We start from the raw sequence: 17849 nt of genomic DNA, 5'->3' as shown, positions 1-17849 counted from the left end.
AGTACGTGCTTACACACTTAGCTTTTTTGCGGGAAGATCCACAGCTGTTCAGCAGGCAGCACCACGCGGTAGTTTTGCTGGTTGCGCTGCTGGGTGCCGTAAACCCGGATCGCGTAATCATCGCCGGAGGTGCGGAACAGATACTCCCAGCGATCGCCCAGGTACATGCTGGTGAGCATCGGCAAATCCAGCGAGTTATCCTGCGGCGAGTCCGCCAGCCGCAGGCTCTCGACGCGGATCACCGCCGTGCAATCCTGGCCTGCGCGCACGCCCGGCCCGGCAACGCCCCACAGCGCCCAGTTCGCCCCTTCAATCCTCGCCCTGCCGTTACTGACTTCGCTCACCTTGCCGTGTAGCCGGTTGTTGCTGCCCATAAACTCGGCGGTAAATAGCGTCGACGGCGTGGCGTACATCTCCTGCGGCGTACCTTGCTGCTCAATCACTCCGTTGTTGAGGAGCAAAATGCGATCGGAAATCGCCATTGCTTCATTCTGATCGTGCGTCACCATCAGTGCCGACAGCCCCAGCTTAACAATCAGTTCGCGCAGGAAGACCCTGGCTTCTTCACGCAGCTTGGCATCGAGATTCGAGAGCGGCTCATCAAGCAAAATTACCGGCGGGTTGTAAACCAGCGCCCGGCCAATCGCCACGCGCTGCTGTTGGCCGCCGGAAAGCTGGTGCGGGTGGCGCTTGCCAAGCGTGCCCAGCCCAAGCTGATCCAGCACGCTTTGCACGCGGGTATTGATTTCCGCGGCGCCGACTTTGCGCAGCTTGAGCGGGTAAGCGACATTCTCGAACACCGTTTTATGCGGCCACAAGGCGTAAGACTGGAACACCAGGCCAAGGTTGCGTTCCTCAGCCGGAACTTCACTGCGCGGCGTACCGTCGTACACCACGTTATTACCAATAGTAATCCGCCCCTGGGTGGGTTTTTCCAGCCCGGCGACAGCGCGCAGCAGCGTGGTTTTCCCGCTGCCGGAAGGGCCAAGCAGCGACACCACTTCGCCGCGTTTCAGCTCCATCGAGACACCTTTTAGCACCGCGTTGTCACCGTAGGTCAGATGCAGGTTTTCTACCGCCAGCTCAATCATGTAATTTCACTCCAAAGCGCAGGGCCACACCAAGACCGATGACCACCAGCAGAATATTGATAAACGACAGCGCGGCGACAATATCAATCGCCCCTGCCGCCCACAGCGACACCAGCATTGAGCCGATGGTTTCCGTCCCGGGCGACAGCAGATAGACCCCGGTTGAATATTCGCGCTCAAAAATCAGGAACATCAGCAGCCAGGAGCCAATCAGGCCATAACGCGACAGCGGCACCGTCACGTGGCGGGTCACTTGCCCGCTGGTCGCTCCCGTGCTGCGTGCCGCCTCTTCCAGTTCCGGGCCGACCTGCAAAAGCGTTGAGGAGATAAGCCGCAAACCGTAAGCCATCCACACCACGGTGTAGGCCAGCCAGACGCTGAAGATGGTGTTACGCAGCGATCGCAGCCAGACAATCAGGTTTTCGCGCAGCCACTCGGCCACCGGCAACCCGGAAAGCCAGCCGTTTTTCAGCGACTGATCGAGCCACATCGGTAAAAACAGGAACACCCACAAAAACGCCAGCCCGGCCAGCAGCCCCGGCACCGCGCGGGGAACCAGCACGCTGTAATCAAGAAAGCGCGTCACGTTATCCTGCTTGCGGTGCATGGCAATGCCGACGAACAGATAACAGATCACCGCCAGTGCGCCACCAAAAACACCAATCGCCATTGAGTTGACGATGGCGCGCAACAGGTTCGGTTGCTGCCAGATATTGCGGAAAGTATCGAGCGACACCTCATCCCACAGCGAAACGCCAACCCCCCAGTTGGAGATAAACGCCCGCAGCACGACGCCAATCAGCGGCACGCCGATGGTAACCGTCAGCCATGCCACCACCACCGCACCGGCAACCCAGCGCCATTTGCCCAGCGGCAGCGCGCGAGCCTGCGAGGCTTTACCTTTCATGGTGACAAAACGGTTGGCGGTACGCATCAGGCGGCGTTGCAACATCACCAGCGGGATCGTGATACAAATCAGCACCACCGCCACCGCCGCCATCAGATGGTAAGAGGGCGTACCCAGTTTGTTGGTCAATTTATACAGATAGGTCGCCAGCACCATGTTGCCTTCCGGATCGCCCAGCACCAGCATCAGGCCGAACACCTCCAGCCCAAGGAAGAACAACAGTACGCAGGCGTACAAAATTGACGGGCGAACCATCGGCAGGCTGACGGCGGTCATCACCTTTAACGGCGATGCGCCAACGGTACGCGCGGCTTCTTCCACGTCAGAACCGACGCTGCGCAGCGCCGAGGAGATATAGAGATAAGCGTGGGGAACATGCGTGAGCCCGGCAATCACCACGATGCTAAACATCGAGTAGATGTTCCACGGCACAAAGCCGATTAACTCCTGCGCCCAGCGCGAGAAAAAGCCCACCGGCCCGGCCGCCACCACATAACCAAAGCCGAGCACCATCGGTGAAACAAAAATCGGCACGAGGATCAGCGGCTCAATAAAACGGCGGCCCGGTAAATCGGTGCGCACCATCAAAAACGCCAGAATGCCGCCCAGCGGAATGGCGATAAACACCAGGCCAAAAGCGAGGATAAAACCAGACTTCAGCGCCAGATAGAAATCCGGATCGGTAAAAATGAACTCAAATGCTTCGAGACTCAGTTCCTTAGAACGGACAAAAAAGGGTGCCGAGAGAAAACTCTGCACCACAATAAATAACAGCGGGATATAGATAACCAGCGCGGTGATTAACACAATGACGCCGCGCGGCAACCCCTGCCATTTTCTGCGCACACTATTCATACATCATCCCTTTGGTCAGGAACCTCACGCCAACCCACTGGCTGAGAAAAAGGTTGTACGCAAAACCGGCGCACAACCCGTCAGGGCGTTATTTAGCGGCGGCAGCGCGCCATTGTTTAATAAATTCCAGACGTTTTTTCGGCTCCAGATACTCCAGCAGCGACTCATCCACCGCAATCGGCTTCAGCGCGTCGCCCAGCTGTTTGGTCATGCCGTCAATGTCGTTTTTGCCTTCAATATCGTTACGCAGCGAGGGGATATCCGCCTGGTTGGCAAGAATGCTCTGCCCCTTTTCAGAAAGCACATAGTCAAACCACAATTTCGCGGCGTTACTGTGCTCCGCTTCAGCGCTGATAAACGACACGCGCGACAGCACCAGCACGTAATCTTTCGGGTAGGAGATGCCCAGCGAGTTATCCCCTTTGGCGCGCGCTTCGGCGTAAGACCCCAGGATGTTGTAGCCAATTAAGTTTTCACCCGAAGAGACACGCTCCATCATGGTGCCGGTGGAGGATTGCACCGTTAAACCGCCCTTCGCCACATCCGCCAGATGGGTGAAATAGTCTTTGTCGTGCTTACTGTCTTCCACGGCGAGCATAAAGCCGAGGCCGGATTTTTCGATATCGTAGGTGGTGACTTTGCTTTTGAATTTGTCGGTCTGGCTGGCGATGAGTTTGCCAAGCGCGATGTGTGAATCCGGCACATCACCTGCCGGGATCAGGCGTTTGTTATAGATAAAGACCACCGGCTCATAGGTGGTGCCGTAGGCTTTTTTCTCCCAGACCGCCCACTTGGGCAGTTTATCCAGCTCGGGCGAGGCGTATTCAGCGGCATAGTCAGTGGCCAGTTTCAGCGCGGTATCCATTGAGGAGCTCCAGACCACGTCGCCGCTGCCGCCGCCGGACGCCTGTTCGCTAAGATAACGGTTGTACAGTTCGGTACTGTTCATATCGTTATATTCCACTTTAATGCCCGGATACTGCGCCTCAAAACCCTTGATCAGCGGGCCTGCGGCTTTGGTATCGGTGGTGGAGTAAATAACAACTTTGCCTTCTTTGGTTCCTGCGTCTACGATTTTCTGGTAATCCGCCGGATACCCCTGAGGCACGGCAGCCAGCGAGGCGCCGGAAAAGAGCGCCGCCAGCGCCACGGCCAGAACAGTGAATTTCTTATCCATGAACAAACCCCTTTGGTATCATTTTTTTAAACACAAATTTAACATATAGCGTGCATTTCAACCGGTGCAACGCAGTCGCTTGTTTTTTCCAGGTTTTGTGACGCTGGCGGGATTTAATTACTGACGTTGCAGAATCAGGCGCACCGATGCGTTAAAGCATTACAGATCAGCCAGATAGATCTGCCCCGGTTTTCATCGTGGAGTGATAAAGAGGTATTAAAAAGACGACGTGAGGACGAAAGAGAATTAACTCAGGCGGTATCTATTTTTATTTATAACGCCTGCGAGATCGATGACAGGAATATTAATCGCCTAAAATCAGCGGGCGATCATACAGCACAATATGTTGCGGATTTTGTGGCGAGTATTTCACGGTCGTGCCGTTGCCCTCGGCAAAGCGCACAATTTCACGGCTATCCAGGAACTGAAACACGCTCGCCTGCACCACCTGCCCTTCGCGGGTTTTGAAGCGCAACACCAGTTCACAATAGACAGAGCGTCTGTCCATCCAGTTGGTACGTTTAAGGGCAATAATATCGGCGTTCGCACCGATGCCGTGTTTCATCACATGGGCTTCGATAAACAGCTGGCGAACCCAGCGCGTTACCTTGTAGATAAGGAATATCACCACAATGGCGATGCATAAAAGGGCAACACCGTGCAGGATATTTGCCATGCGGTTTCCTCCTGATGAAAAGTCGGTTTACTTTAACGCTTTTTGGCAGGGATGCGACACGGTATCCTGACCGAAAAAATCCCTCCCGCGTTACCGGCAGCTCACCCCTTCGGCCTAATTGCGTCACCTAAGCCAAACACCCACGTTCATTATTTGTTCGCTTTTTCGTCATAAAACGATCATCACCCGTGCTCTTAATGGTCGCCAGTTTAATGAAAAATCCGGACGACTTATGAACAGCGCGTTGGCAGAAATCTCTGAAGACCACTATTCGTCTCTGCATCAATTAAACACGGTGCCGAAGCAAAAGGTGCTGAGCGTGAAGAACTTACGCAAAGCCTATAACGCGCACCAGCCTGTGCTACACGACATCAGTTTTGATCTGCACAGCGGTGAGATGGTGGGCGTGATTGGACGCTCCGGCGCAGGGAAATCCACCTTGCTGCATGTACTAAACGGCACACACAGCGCCACCGCTGGAGAGATTTTAAGTTTCCCGGAAGTGGGCACACCGCGCGATGTCACGCACCTGAAAGGCCGCGCGCTTAATCAGTGGCGCAGCCAGTGCGGCATGATTTTCCAGGACTTCTGCCTGGTGCCGCGCCTCGATGTACTAACCAACGTGCTGCTCGGCAGGCTGAGCCAGACGTCGACGCTGAAATCCCTGTTTAAAGTCTTTACCGATGAAGACCGCGCCAGAGCCATCGCCTTGCTGGAGTGGCTGAACATGCTGCCGCATGCCTTGCAGCGTGCGGAAACGCTTTCCGGCGGGCAGATGCAGCGTGTCGCCATTTGCCGCGCGCTGATTCAAAACCCCTCTCTTTTACTGGCGGACGAACCTGTCGCGTCGCTGGATCCGAAAAATACCCAGCGCATCATGGGCGTATTACGCGAAGTGAGCGAGCAAGGCATCAGCGTGATGGTGAACCTGCACTCGGTGGAGCTGGTGAAAGAGTATTGCACTCGCGTTATCGGCGTTTCCCAGGGACGGATTATTTTTGACGATCATCCCTCCCGGTTAACGCAGGACGTGCTGCAGGTGCTGTACGGCGATGAAATCAGTCAATTGCATTAATTATTCCTTCCAATGAGACGACACAGGCAATGACAATGAAAAAGCATATTTCTGGCGCATTACGTTTATCGGCTTTGATGACAGGACTTCTGCTGGCATGGCAGGCGGCGGCCGCGGAGCAGCCGAAGGAATTAAATCTGGGGATTTTGGGCGGCCAGAACGCAACCCAACAAATTGGTGATAACCAGTGCGTGAAAGAATTTCTGGATAAAGAACTGCACGTGGACACCAAGCTGCGCAACTCGTCTGACTATTCGGGCGTGATTCAGGGTCTGCTGGGCGGAAAAGTCGATGTGGTGCTGAGCATGTCGCCCTCTTCTTACGCCTCCGTCTATATTAATAACCCGAAAGCCGTGGATATCGTCGGTATCGCGGTGGATGACAAAGACAAGTCGCGCGGTTACCACTCGGTGGTGATTGTGAAAGCCGACAGCCCGTACAAGAAACTGGAAGATCTGAAAGGCAAAGCGTTTGGCTTCGCCGATCCGGATTCCACCTCCGGTTACCTGATCCCGAACTACGCCTTCAAACAGAAGTTTGGCGGTAACGCGGATAATAAATACAACAACTTCTTCTCCAGCGTCACCTTCTCCGGTGGTCACGAGCAGGACATCCTCGGCGTGCTGAACGGCCAGTTCGCTGGCGCAGTGACCTGGACTTCAATGGTGGGTGATTACAACACCGGCTACAGCGTCGGGGCGTTTAACCGACTGATCCGCATGGATCACCCGAATCTGATGAAAGAGATCCGCATCATCTGGGAATCGCCGCTGATCCCGAACGGCCCGATTCTGGTGAGCAACAGCCTGCCGGCGGATTTCAAAGCCAAAGTGATTACTGCGGTTAAAAAACTGGATACCGATAACCACGCCTGCTTCGTGAAAGCGATGGGCGGTACGCAGCATATCGGTCCCGGCAGCGTGGATGACTTTAAACAGATTATCGAGATGAAACGCGAACTGGTTAGCGCACGTTAGTCCTTCGCCGCATCGATTCTCCGGCCCCTGCGTGAAAACCAGGGGCTTTTATTCGCGGGTCATACAGGATCTACCGCTACGCATGAACATGTCGAATACGCAGTTTGAGCACTACTATCAACAAGTCAGAATGCGCCAGAAGCGCGACACTGTCGCCTGGTCGCTGGTGCTGCTGGCGCTCTATTTCGCCGCCGGTAACGCGGCAGAATTCAATCTCGCCACCATCTGGCATTCGCTGCCGAATTTTATGGATTACATGCTGGAAACGGTGCCGACGCTGCACTGGCCGGTGCTGTTTGCCGACAGCCACACCAAAGGCTCGCTGGCGTACTGGGGCTACCGTTTACCGATCCAGCTCCCGCTGATTTGGGAAACCCTGCAACTGGCGCTGGCCGCAACGCTGGTTTCCTTCGTTATCGCCGCTGTGCTGGCCTTTCTGGCAGCGGGCAACACCTGGTCTCCTCCGCCGGTACGCTTTGCCGTGCGCACGCTGGTCGCCTTTTTACGCACGATGCCGGAACTGGCGTGGGCGGTTATTTTCGTGATGGCGTTCGGCATCGGGGCGATCCCCGGATTTCTGGCGCTGGCGCTGCACACCGTTGGTAGCCTGACCAAGCTGTTTTATGAAGCGGTCGAGAGTACGCATGACAGGCCGGTACGCGGGCTGGCCTCCTGCGGCGCGACACATTTGCAACGCATTCGCTTCGCGTTGTGGCCGCAGGTAAAACCGATTTTTCTCTCTTATGGCTTTATGCGCCTCGAAATTAACTTTCGCTCCTCGACCATTCTTGGGCTGGTCGGCGCAGGCGGCATCGGCCAGGAGTTGATGACCAACATCAAACTCGACCGTTACGATCAAGTCAGCATCACGCTGCTGCTGATTATTATCGTCGTTTTCGTGCTTGATACGCTCTCTGGCCGCTTGCGCCAGTGGGTGCTGGAGGGGAAAAAGTGACCAACTGGCAAGCAGTACCGAATGTGGAATTGAGCCGCAAATTAAACCGAAAACTGTTCCAGACGCAGGGGCGTTATCTGCGCCGCCTCGGGCTTATCGCCCTTGCCGTGCTGCTCTATTACGTGTGGTTTTTTATGCAGTTCGGCATTCCTGTTGAACAGGCGTTGACCGGCATGCAGCAGATTGGCCGCTATATGTTGCGGATGTTCGTCTGGCACGATTTCCTCAACTGGCCGTTTGGCTATTATTTCACGCAGATTGGCATTACGCTGGCAATTGTCTTTGCCGGAACCCTGACCGCCACGGTATTCGCGCTGTTGTTATCGTTTTTTGCCGCCCGCAACATCATGAAAGGCGGCATTGCGGGCGTTATCGCCTTTTTCATGCGCCGCCTGTTCGATATGTTGCGCGGTATTGATATGGCGATCTGGGGGCTGATTTTCGTGCGCGCCGTCGGGCTTGGGCCGCTTGCCGGGGTGCTGGCGATTATCATGCAGGACACCGGCCTGCTCGGTCGGCTGTACGCCGAAAGCCACGAAGCGGTGGATCGCTCACCAGGACGCGGCTTAACCGCCGTGGGCGCAGGAGGTTTGCAGAAACACCGTTTCAGCACATTTACCCAATCTTTCCCGACGTTTCTGGCGCTGAGCCTGTATCAAATTGAGTCCAATACCCGCTCGGCGGCGGTGCTCGGTTTTGTTGGCGCGGGCGGGATTGGTTTGATTTATGCCGAGAATATGCGGCTGTGGAACTGGGATGTGGTGATGTTTATCACCGTTATTCTGGTGGCGGTCGTCATGCTGATGGATAGCGCGTCGGCCTGGCTGCGCCGACGCTATATTACCGGCAAAACAGTGCCGCTGTTTAAGCCAGAGTAAGATGCCGGGGCCTCAATGCCCCGGCAGGTTAGCCATAATAAATTTTCGCGTTCACATATCCTTTTTTAGTTTGTCCCACTCGCCCTCCACTTTGCTTTTGAAGGTGGCTTGTTTGTCCTGTTTGCAGGCTTCAATCACGGCGGGCGTCACCGTTTCAATCCCCTGAACATCCACTACCGCTTCTTCTGGTTTGTCCTTACTATTTAAGGCTTCAGCAATGCCGATGGCCGTTGGCTGGAAAGAGGCTTTCAGCGCGAGAAAATCCTCACATGTCCAGCTATTCACCGGTTTACCTTTATCGGCTGCCTGTGTCGCAGCGGAAACCAGCAGCAAGCTGCCAACGATGATGCTAACGGTTGTTTTCATTCACTTCTCCTTATTAATGACTCATATCATTGAAAAAACTGCTATTCCTTAGGGGCTAAATGATGCGGTGAACGCGCGCGTGGATGGATAAAGAAATGTCCTTTCGGCGCATTATCCGTGGTGATGGCGACCAGGGTCACAGTGCCTTGTTTACCGCGCTTGTCATGCAGCGCGTAGACCAGAAAGGGGAGGATCAGCACAATCACAAAACAGATAACCAGCAGCGTGATGTACTTCTCGTCGGCGCTTTCGCCGCCAATCGAGGCTGGCGGATAAAAAGAGACGATAAAGGCCAGTAGCGAAACCAAAAAGCCCAGCCCCGCCACCGCGAGGCGGAATCCTTTGGCACCGGGAATATGAAAAGTGCGCTTGAGGCGTGGCTGTTTGCAAATTAACTGCATATAGCCCAGGAACAATAAAAAATAGCTACACAGATAAATCACCACCGTCAGCGTCAGCGCGATCAAAAAGGACATATTGCTGCCGCCCCCCGAGTTGGTGAGCACCACCAGCGCAACGGATGTCAGCAACAGTTGGCTCACCACCAGCGTTACCGGCACGCCGTTTTTATTCACGCTGGCGAATGACGCAGGCAATATGCCTCGCTGGGCGGTGACATACATGCCGCGAGACGGGCCAACAATCCATGAGGCGATCTCCGCCAGCACACCCAGTACCAGCAGAGCAGCAATCACTTTTACGGCCCATGAAAGCCCGGCACCGTAATGGGTGATTAACACACTGAAGGTTTGCACGACCCCGGCAGAAAGGTTGATGTCGTTATGTGGGATCACGGTCGCGACAGACAAGCCGCCAATCGAACTGAGGCAAATCGCGGCGATCATCAGCAGGATCATGGCCAGCGGATAGTCGCGCCCGGGGTTGTTCATTTCGTTAACATGCGTAGCCGACGCCTCGACGCCCATATAACTCAGAATGAACGCCACAAAAACCACCAGCGTACCGAGCCGGGTGAAGTCCGGGACAAATGTCGACATATCAAAGGTGATGGCCAGCGGCGCACCGCTAAGGAGGTAAGTAATAGCCAGCACCACGAGGATAGCCGCAGGCAGCAGGATGCCGGCGAAGAAGCCCACTTTAGCGATTTGCGCGGTATATTTCGTGCCGCCAAACTGGGTAAACGCCAGCCCCCACAGAATGATTAACGCGGCGATGGTTTTCGTCAGCGGATCGCTGTTCAGCGCTGGCCAGTCAAGGATATACGCCAGCGCGCCCAGTACGAAGTAGAGCATCGGGATAAAACCGATCGCGATTTGCAGATAACCAAACGAAATCGCCGCAAACCCCCAGCGTTCGCCCAGCGTTTTTGCTACCCAGGTAAAGATCCCGCCCTCTTCCCAACCTTCAACCGTGGCCATTTCAGCCGCACACAGACCAACCGGGATAAACCATAAGATGCCGCCCAGTAATAAGAAAAAAACCAGACTGAAACCCGATGTCGCAAACGTCGGGTATTCATACACCGCCATCACCATGGATGCGGTGATCGCAAAAAAACCCATCATGGATAATGTCTTAGCCGGCACACTTTTGTTCACCGCCTCCATGGCACTTCTCCTTTCATAACGAGGCTTTCCGGGCCTCAGGCGTGATTAAAACCACTGGCTTCTTCCGCGCTGAGCGGGTTGATGACCGGATGCCGGGAAAAGTAGTCAAGTGCGCGCTTAATATCGTCCACCAGCAAGCTGGCGAGATCATGGCTTACGCCGTGACGCACCAGCACCCTTTGAATAACCAAATCTTCGCGATGGGCTGGCATTGAATAGGCGGGCACTTGCCAGCCACGGCTGCGCAGGCGATCGGCAAGGTCATAAAGGGTGTATCCGCCAATGGCTCGCTCGGCACGCAGCGTCCACGCCAGCGCGGGAATGCCTTGCTGACTGTCGCCATCGAACAGGATTTTGAACGGCCCAAGCTTGTCGATTTCCCGCGCCAGATACTGCGCTGTCTGGTAACAGGCGTGATGAATTTTCGTGTAGCCTTCCCGCCCCAGACGCAGGAAATTGTAATACTGGGCAATGACCTGCCCGCCAGGTCGTGAAAAGTTGAGGGCGAATGTCGGCATGTTGCCGCCGAGGTAGTTAACATTAAAAATCAGTTCTTCCGGCAAATCGGCGGCCTCGCGCCATACCACCCAACCGGCGCCCAACGGCGCAAGACCGAATTTGTGACCAGAGGCATTAATGGATTTCACCCGTGGCAGGCGAAAATCCCACACAATATCCGGTGCGCAAAACGGCGCCAGAAACCCGCCGCTGGCACCGTCAACATGGATGGGAATATCAAGACCGGTTTCCTGTTGCAGATTATCCAGCGCCTCATGCACAGCTTTTACCGGCTCATACTGGCATGAGAAGGTGACGCCCATCGTCGGGACAACGCCAATGGTGTTCTCATCCACCCGCTTGATCACCTCTTCGGCGTTCATCACTAAACGCTGGCCTTGAAGGGGAATTTCACGCAGCTCAACATCAAAGTAGCGGGCAAATTTATGCCAGCAGATTTGCACTGGCCCGCAAATCAGGTTTGGTTTGTCAGTAGGTTTGCCTGCGGCAGCCTGCTTTTTTCGCCAGCGCCATTTAAGCGCCAGGCCGCCAAGCATTGCCGCTTCTGATGAACCAATTGTCGAGCAGCCGAGCGTGTTTTCCGCCTCCGGCGAGTGCCATAAATCGGCCAGCATATGTACGCAGCGAGACTCAATTTCGGCCGTTTGCGGGTATTCGTCTTTATCGATCATGTTCTTGTCGATAGACAAATCCATCAATGTGCGAATTTCATCATCGACCCATGTCTGGCAGAAGGTTGCCAGATTTTGTCGTGAGTTACCGTCAAGCATCAATTCGTCGTGTACTGCGGCAAAGACATTCCGCGGATCCTGTTCTTTCGCGGGGAAGTGGTGTTTTTCCAGGGACGAAGATAATTCCAGTGAGGCGTAAATATCATCTATGCCAGGATATTGCCCATCCATATGCCCTCTCCTTTATGGGTGCATTCGCTCATTCGTTATGACTGAGAAAGCTATAAACCCTGCTTTTTATTTTTTCAAACCAATGGAATTTCCTTACTCAATCATTAAATGAATAAAAACGGCACACCATGAAGCTGATTTTAAAAGAAAAAACATTAACAGGCGAAATGCATATTTATTTACAGGAACAGGTAACCTGCTGATATAAATAACCACTCTGATTTCCTTAATTTATATTTTATGAGATGAATTCAGATCTTATATGGCTGCAAATCGTTATTTTTCGACTGCATATAACTCTCTTTATCTGATATATCTTTTATGTTCCGCACAGAATTCGCCCCCATAACAAGAGTTAAAAAAATCGTTGAACAGACAAAACGCCATTGATTTGCTAAACCGTTTTAGTTAATTTTTAGCAATACTATTTGTCAGGAGAAAAGCATGTCAGCCAGAGTCTGGTGTCTGGGCGATGCCGTCGTGGATTTACTGCCGGAAGCACCGGGGCATTTAATGCAGTGCCCCGGTGGCGCACCGGCGAATGTTGCGGTCGGCGTTGCGCGGTTGCAGGGAAATAGCGGGTTTATCGGCCGCGTCGGTGACGATCCGTTTGGTCGTTTTATGCAACAAACGCTGTCCGCAGAACAGGTTGATACCACGTTTATGCATGCCGATCCGGCGCAGCGCACCTCGACGGTGGTCGTAGCGCTGGACGATGACGGCGAACGTTCGTTTACCTTTATGGTACGCCCCAGCGCCGACCTGTTTCTTGCCGAAAGCGACCTGCCAGCATTTCAGCGCGGCGAATGGCTACACTGCTGCTCAATTGCGCTGGCGGCAGAACCGTCGCGATCCACCACCTTCTCTGCCATGCAGCGGGTACGCAGCGCGGGCGGCTTTGTCAGCTTCGATCCCAATATCCGCCAGGATCTCTGGAAAGATGCCACGCAGCTTCGCCGCTGCCTGAGCCAGGCCTTAACGCTGGCCGATGTGGTGAAACTCTCTGAAGAGGAACTGGCGTTTTTTTCCGGTTCCACGCAGCTGGACGCCAGCATGCAAGCCATGGCGATGCGTTATGCCATCAGCTTGCTGCTGGTGACACAAGGAAAAGCGGGCGTAACCGCCTGGCACAGCGGCAAAATTTTCCACTACCCCACGTTGCCGGTGGTGAGCGTCGATACCACTGGCGCAGGCGACGCCTTTGTCGCCGGGCTGTTGTGGGGTCTGGCGGAGTACGGCCTGCCGGACTGTGAAGCGCAGTTGTCCGCGCGGCTTGCCAGCGCGCAGATCTGCGGCGCGCTGGCAACCACCGCCAAAGGTGCCATGACCGCCCTGCCATATCACCACCAGCTTATAGAGCAGTGCCGCTGACCAGCCGGGCTTGCCGCTTCGTTTTGCGAGCCGTCTCACAATCACTAAACCGGTTTAGCAAATTTCATTGCGCGGAGAAAATGGGCTTGATTATGATTCGAAGCCTAAACCGGTTTAGCAAAATAACTCTGTGATGATGGCTCTTCCTTAGGGATGCAAAAAGATGAAAAAAAGCACGCTCGCCGTAACCCTTGGTTTGATATTAAGCGCCGGTGCCGCTCACGCCGCCGACCCCAGCATGAGCAGCATCGAAGCGCGTCTCGCCGCACTGGAACAGCGCCTGCAAGCCGCAGAACAACGCGCTAACGCCGCCGAAAACCGTGCGCAGGCTGCCGAAAAACAGGCACAGCAGCTGGCCGCCGCCCAGCAAAAAAACCAGACTGCCACCGCCCCGGTTGAGCAGCGCATCGCCAAACTGGAACAAAAAGCCGCTGACGAAGGCGGATTTGAGTTCCACGGTTACGCCCGCTCCGGCTTGCTGATGAACAACTCCGCCGCCAAAACCCAGGGTGGCCCAACGGTGACGCCAGCGGGCGAAACCGGTGGTCACGTTGGTCGTCTGGGGAATGAGCCGGATACTTATGTTGAGATGAACCTTGAGCATAAACAGACGCTGGCGAACGGTGCGACCACGCGCTTTAAAGTGATGCTCGCCGACGGGCAGCGTACCTATAACGACTGGACGGCCTCCTCAAGCGATCTCAACCTGCGCCAGGCATTTACTGAAATCGGCCATCTGCCAAGCTTCAGCGGCGCGTTTAAAGATTCCACCGTCTGGGCCGGTAAACGCTTTGATCGCGACAATTTCGACATCCACTGGATTGACTCCGATGTGGTATTCCTCGCCGGGACCGGCGCGGGTGTTTACGACATGAAATGGAGCGACAACGCGCGCAGCAACGTCTCGATTTACGGGCGTACTTTCGGCGATATCGAAAACAGCGAAAACACCGCGCAGAACTACATTCTCTCGCTGAATAACTTCTACGGTCCGGTGCAGTTGATGGTGAGCGGCATGCGCGCCAAAGACAACGACGACCGCCTCGATCTCGACGGCAACAAAGTGAAGAGCGATGCAGCGAATACCGGTCTACATGCCCTGCTCGGCCTGCATAACGACAGCTTCTACGGCCTGCGCGAAGGGTCGGCGAAAACCGCGCTGCTGTATGGTCACGGCCTGGGCGCGGAAGTGAAATCGATCGGTTCCGACGGTGCGCTGCTGCCGGAAGCCAACACCTGGCGTCTTGCCAGCTATGGTATTACGCCGCTCGGCGGCGGCTGGCATATTGCCCCGGCGCTGCTGGCGCAGACCAGCAAAGATCGCTATGTCAAAGGCGACAGTTATCAATGGGCTACCGCCAACGTACGTCTGATTCAGGGCTTTACCGAAAACTTCGAAATGCAGTATGAAGGCAGCTATCAGTACATGGATCTGCGCCCGGAAGGTTACAACGGCCGCAACGCGGTCAGCGGCAACTTCTACAAACTCACCGTCGCCCCAACGCTGAAAGCCAGCGATGTGGGTGAATTCCTTAAACGCCCGGAAATCCGCCTGTTCGCCACCTGGATGGACTGGGATCATCGTCTGGATAAATATGCGAGCTCCGATGCCTTTGGCAGCGACGGCTTCAAGGCCGGCGGCGAATGGAACTTCGGGGTACAAATGGAAACCTGGTTCTGATGAAACGGCTCCTTCGGGGGCCATTTTTGCCGGTTAGTCCCACAAAAACGATAAAACAGAGGTTTTTATGGATTTTGCACAAATTTCCCGGTCGCTACTGCCGCTACTGGGAGGCAAGGACAATATTGCCAGCGCCGCGCACTGCGCGACACGCCTGCGCCTGGTGCTGGTGGAAGACGCGAAAGCGGATACTACCGCGATTGGCAAAGTCGACGGGGTAAAGGGGTGCTTTCGTAACGCTGGTCAGTTGCAGATTATCTTCGGCACTGGCGTAGTGAATAAAGTTTACGCCGCGTTTATTGCCGAAGCCGGGATCAGCGAAACCAGTAAATCAGAAGCGGCGGATATTGCCGCGCGTAAACTGAACCCGTTCCAGCGAATCGCCCGTTTGCTCTCCAACATTTTCGTGCCGATTATTCCGGCGATTGTCGCCTCCGGTCTGCTGATGGGCCTGCTGGGAATGGTGAAAACCTACGGCTGGGTGAACGCCGACAACGCGCTCTATATCATGCTCGACATGTTCAGCTCGGCGGCGTTTATCATTCTGCCGATCCTGATTGGCTTTACCGCCGCGCGCGAGTTTGGCGGTAACCCGTACCTCGGCGCAACGCTGGGTGGCATTCTGACCCACCCGGCGCTGACCAACGCCTGGGGCGTGGCGGCCGGCTTCCACACCATGAATTTCTTCGGCATTGAAGTGGCGATGATCGGTTACCAGGGCACGGTATTTCCGGTGCTGCTGGCGGTGTGGTTTATGAGCCTGCTGGAAAAACAACTGCGCCGCGTGATCCCGGATGCGCTGGATCTGATCCTCACGCCGTTCCTGACGGTGATTATCTCCGGCTTTGTCGCCATGTTGATTATCGGCCCGGCGGGTCGCGCGCTCGGCGACGGCATCTCCTTTGTGCTCAGCACGCTTATCACCCACGCCGGATGGCTGGCCGGTTTGCTGTTCGGCGGCTTATATTCAGTGATTGTGATTACCGGCGTACACCACAGCTTCCATGCTATTGAAGCCGGGCTGTTGGGTAACCCGTCGATTGGCGTTAACTTCCTGTTGCCAATCTGGGCGATGGCAAACGTAGCGCAGGGCGGCGCGTGTCTGGCGGTATGGTTTAAAACCAAAGACGCGAAGATTAAGGCGATTACCCTGCCCTCGGCTTTCTCTGCCCTGCTCGGCATTACCGAGGCGGCAATTTTCGGTATCAACCTGCGCTTTGTAAAACCGTTTATCGCCGCACTTATCGGCGGCGCGGTCGGCGGTGCGTGGGTGGTGTCTGTGCATGTCTATATGACGGCGGTTGGCCTGACCGGCCTGCCTGGAATGGCGATTGTGCAAGCCAGCTCGCTGCTGAATTATATTATCGGCATGGCTATCGCCTTTAGCGTCGCCTTTGTCATCTCTTACCTGCTGAAATACAAAACGGATTCTGAATAATGGCTTCACAACCGCTGCTACCCGCCATTTTACAGGCGGTGATGAAAGGTCAACCGAAGGCACTGAATGACAGCCACTACCCTGGCTGGCATCTGGCACCCGCCACCGGGCTGCTCAACGATCCGAATGGGTTTATCCACTTTGCCGGGCGCTACCACCTGTTCTACCAGTGGAACGCGCTGGGCTGCCAGCACCAGCACAAGTGCTGGGGGCACTGGAGTTCAGCGGATTTAGTGCACTGGCAGCATGAACCTGTCGCGTTGATGCCCGATGAAGAGTACGACCGCAGCGGTTGTTATTCCGGCAGCGCCGTTGATAACAATGGCGTCCTGACGCTTTGTTATACCGGCAATGTGAAATTTGATGATGGCACGCGCACCGCGTGGCAATGCCTGGCGGTGCAAAACAGCGCGGGCGGCTTCGACAAGCTCGGTCCGGCGATCCCGCTCCCGCACGGTTACACCGGCCACGTTCGCGACCCGAAAGTGTGGCGGCAAGGCGACTATTGGTACATGGTGCTGGGCGCGCAGGATCTGCAATTACAGGGCAAAGTTTTACTGCTGCGTTCCGAAAACTTGTGGAACTGGCAAAACCTCGGCGAAATCGCCGGTAGTGGGCTGGGCGGGCTGGGTGACGCGGGTTACATGTGGGAGTGCCCCGACATGTTCACGCTTAACGGCAGTACGTTTTTAATCTGCTGCCCGCAAGGCCTGGCGCGCGAAGAGAAGCGCTATCTCAACACTTACCCAAGCGCTTATTTAAGCGGTCAGCTCGACTACGCCAGTGCACATTACCAGCACGGTGACTTTCATGAACTGGACGCCGGGTTTGAGTTTTATGCTCCGCAAACCACGCTCAGCGCCGACGGACGCCGCCTGCTGGTAGGCTGGATGGGAGTGCCGGACGGCGAAGAGATGCGCCAGCCGACCGTTGCCAACGGTTGGATCCATCAGATGACCTGCCTGCGCGAGCTGACCTCCCGCAATGGAAAACTGTATCAGCAGCCTGTCAAAGAGTTGCAGGCGCTGCGCGGTGAGCAGCAAGGTTATCGCGGCGTGGCGCACAAAATGCCCATGCTGAGTGCGCAGCGCCTGGAACTGGTGCTGGAAAGTGCGGGCGAGGTGACGCTGAATTTCGCCGATACGCTGATCCTCGAATGGCATCGCGATGAGCTGCGCCTTGCACGCCGCAGCCTGGAAAACGGCGCATGGCTGTACCGTTACTGGAACGGATGTGCGCATAAGTTGCAGATCCTCTGCGATCACTCAAGCATAGAGATCTTTATCAACGATGGCGAAGGGGTGATGAGCAGCCGCTACTTCCCGGCCCATCCGGCGCAATTAACCCTGACGGGAGACGCAGAAGTGCGGGCCAGCTACTGGTCGTTACGTGCTTGCATGGTAGAATAAGTGC

Annotated in this window: 15 protein-coding genes; 8 read left to right on the top strand and 7 right to left on the bottom strand. The window is 55.3% G+C overall.

Features of this window, described 5'->3' with window-relative positions:
• Window positions 1-17: 17 nt before the first annotated feature.
• From BN2591_RS21140 to BN2591_RS21125, 4 genes are all read right to left on the bottom strand, one after another.
• On the bottom strand, window positions 18-1091 hold the full coding sequence (locus tag BN2591_RS21140; RefSeq protein WP_086873743.1) for an ABC transporter ATP-binding protein: 1074 nt from the start codon (window positions 1089-1091) through the stop codon (window positions 18-20).
• On the bottom strand, window positions 1084-2853 hold the full coding sequence (locus BN2591_RS21135) for an ABC transporter permease (protein WP_086873742.1): 1770 nt from the start codon (window positions 2851-2853) through the stop codon (window positions 1084-1086). Before BN2591_RS21135 ends, BN2591_RS21140 begins: the two co-directional genes overlap by 8 nt.
• Before the next feature lie 88 nt (window positions 2854-2941).
• Window positions 2942-4030: an ABC transporter substrate-binding protein gene (locus tag BN2591_RS21130; RefSeq protein WP_086873741.1), complete on the bottom strand. Its 1089-nt coding sequence runs from the start codon at window positions 4028-4030 to the stop codon at window positions 2942-2944.
• 304 nt (window positions 4031-4334) lie between these two features.
• The gene (locus BN2591_RS21125; RefSeq protein WP_086873740.1) at window positions 4335-4706 is read right to left on the bottom strand and encodes a DUF3592 domain-containing protein; all 372 of its coding nucleotides are present in this window, start codon (window positions 4704-4706) and stop codon (window positions 4335-4337) included.
• Window positions 4707-4938: 232 nt separating this feature from the next.
• On the opposite strand from BN2591_RS21125, the gene phnC reads away from it, so the two are divergent.
• The 4 genes from phnC to phnE (BN2591_RS21105) all read left to right on the top strand — a co-directional run bounded on the left by phnC (window position 4939) and on the right by phnE (BN2591_RS21105) (window position 8591).
• Window positions 4939-5781 (top strand): phosphonate ABC transporter ATP-binding protein, encoded by an 843-nt coding sequence (gene phnC, locus BN2591_RS21120; protein WP_086873739.1) that lies wholly within the window; start codon window positions 4939-4941, stop codon window positions 5779-5781.
• A 35-nt stretch (window positions 5782-5816) separates the two neighbouring features.
• Window positions 5817-6758, top strand: coding sequence for a phosphonate ABC transporter substrate-binding protein (gene phnD, locus BN2591_RS21115; protein WP_086873738.1), 942 nt, complete (start codon window positions 5817-5819; stop codon window positions 6756-6758).
• Window positions 6759-6840: 82 nt separating this feature from the next.
• Window positions 6841-7713: a phosphonate ABC transporter, permease protein PhnE gene (gene phnE, locus BN2591_RS21110; protein ID WP_086873737.1), complete on the top strand. Its 873-nt coding sequence runs from the start codon at window positions 6841-6843 to the stop codon at window positions 7711-7713.
• The gene (phnE, locus tag BN2591_RS21105) at window positions 7710-8591 is read left to right on the top strand and encodes a phosphonate ABC transporter, permease protein PhnE (protein ID WP_086873736.1); all 882 of its coding nucleotides are present in this window, start codon (window positions 7710-7712) and stop codon (window positions 8589-8591) included. The genes phnE (BN2591_RS21110) and phnE (BN2591_RS21105) overlap by 4 nt, the downstream gene beginning before the upstream one ends.
• A gap of 51 nt (window positions 8592-8642) precedes the next feature.
• Here the strand turns inward: phnE (BN2591_RS21105) and hdeA are convergent, their stop codons facing one another.
• Genes hdeA through gad form a run of 3 tightly spaced genes read right to left on the bottom strand, consistent with a single transcriptional unit; the run spans window position 8643 to window position 11946 of the window.
• Window positions 8643-8957, bottom strand: a complete 315-nt coding sequence (gene hdeA, locus BN2591_RS21100; protein WP_017459357.1) for an acid-activated periplasmic chaperone HdeA — start codon at window positions 8955-8957, stop codon at window positions 8643-8645.
• A 41-nt stretch (window positions 8958-8998) separates the two neighbouring features.
• Window positions 8999-10525, bottom strand: a complete 1527-nt coding sequence (gadC, locus tag BN2591_RS21095; RefSeq protein WP_086873735.1) for a glutamate/gamma-aminobutyrate antiporter — start codon at window positions 10523-10525, stop codon at window positions 8999-9001.
• A 35-nt stretch (window positions 10526-10560) separates the two neighbouring features.
• The gene (gene gad, locus BN2591_RS21090) at window positions 10561-11946 is read right to left on the bottom strand and encodes a glutamate decarboxylase (RefSeq protein WP_086873734.1); all 1386 of its coding nucleotides are present in this window, start codon (window positions 11944-11946) and stop codon (window positions 10561-10563) included.
• 444 nt (window positions 11947-12390) lie between these two features.
• On the opposite strand from gad, the gene BN2591_RS21085 reads away from it, so the two are divergent.
• The 4 genes from BN2591_RS21085 (at window position 12391) to BN2591_RS21070 (ending at window position 17845) form a co-directional block, all read left to right on the top strand.
• A complete protein-coding gene (locus BN2591_RS21085; RefSeq protein ID WP_086873733.1) occupies window positions 12391-13317 on the top strand; it encodes an aminoimidazole riboside kinase in 927 nt (308 codons plus the stop codon).
• A gap of 163 nt (window positions 13318-13480) precedes the next feature.
• Complete coding sequence (locus BN2591_RS21080) at window positions 13481-14998, top strand: carbohydrate porin (RefSeq protein WP_086873732.1); 1518 nt, start codon at window positions 13481-13483, stop codon at window positions 14996-14998.
• A gap of 67 nt (window positions 14999-15065) precedes the next feature.
• Complete coding sequence (locus tag BN2591_RS21075; RefSeq protein ID WP_086873731.1) at window positions 15066-16436, top strand: sucrose-specific PTS transporter subunit IIBC; 1371 nt, start codon at window positions 15066-15068, stop codon at window positions 16434-16436.
• Window positions 16436-17845, top strand: a complete 1410-nt coding sequence (locus BN2591_RS21070) for a sucrose-6-phosphate hydrolase (RefSeq protein ID WP_086873730.1) — start codon at window positions 16436-16438, stop codon at window positions 17843-17845. The genes BN2591_RS21075 and BN2591_RS21070 overlap by 1 nt, the downstream gene beginning before the upstream one ends.
• Window positions 17846-17849 lie beyond the last annotated feature (4 nt).

It is taken from the genome of Kosakonia pseudosacchari (genome assembly GCF_900184035.1).
Classification (GTDB): domain Bacteria; phylum Pseudomonadota; class Gammaproteobacteria; order Enterobacterales; family Enterobacteriaceae; genus Kosakonia; species Kosakonia pseudosacchari.
This window is presented reverse-complemented; position numbering and strand designations above follow the sequence as displayed.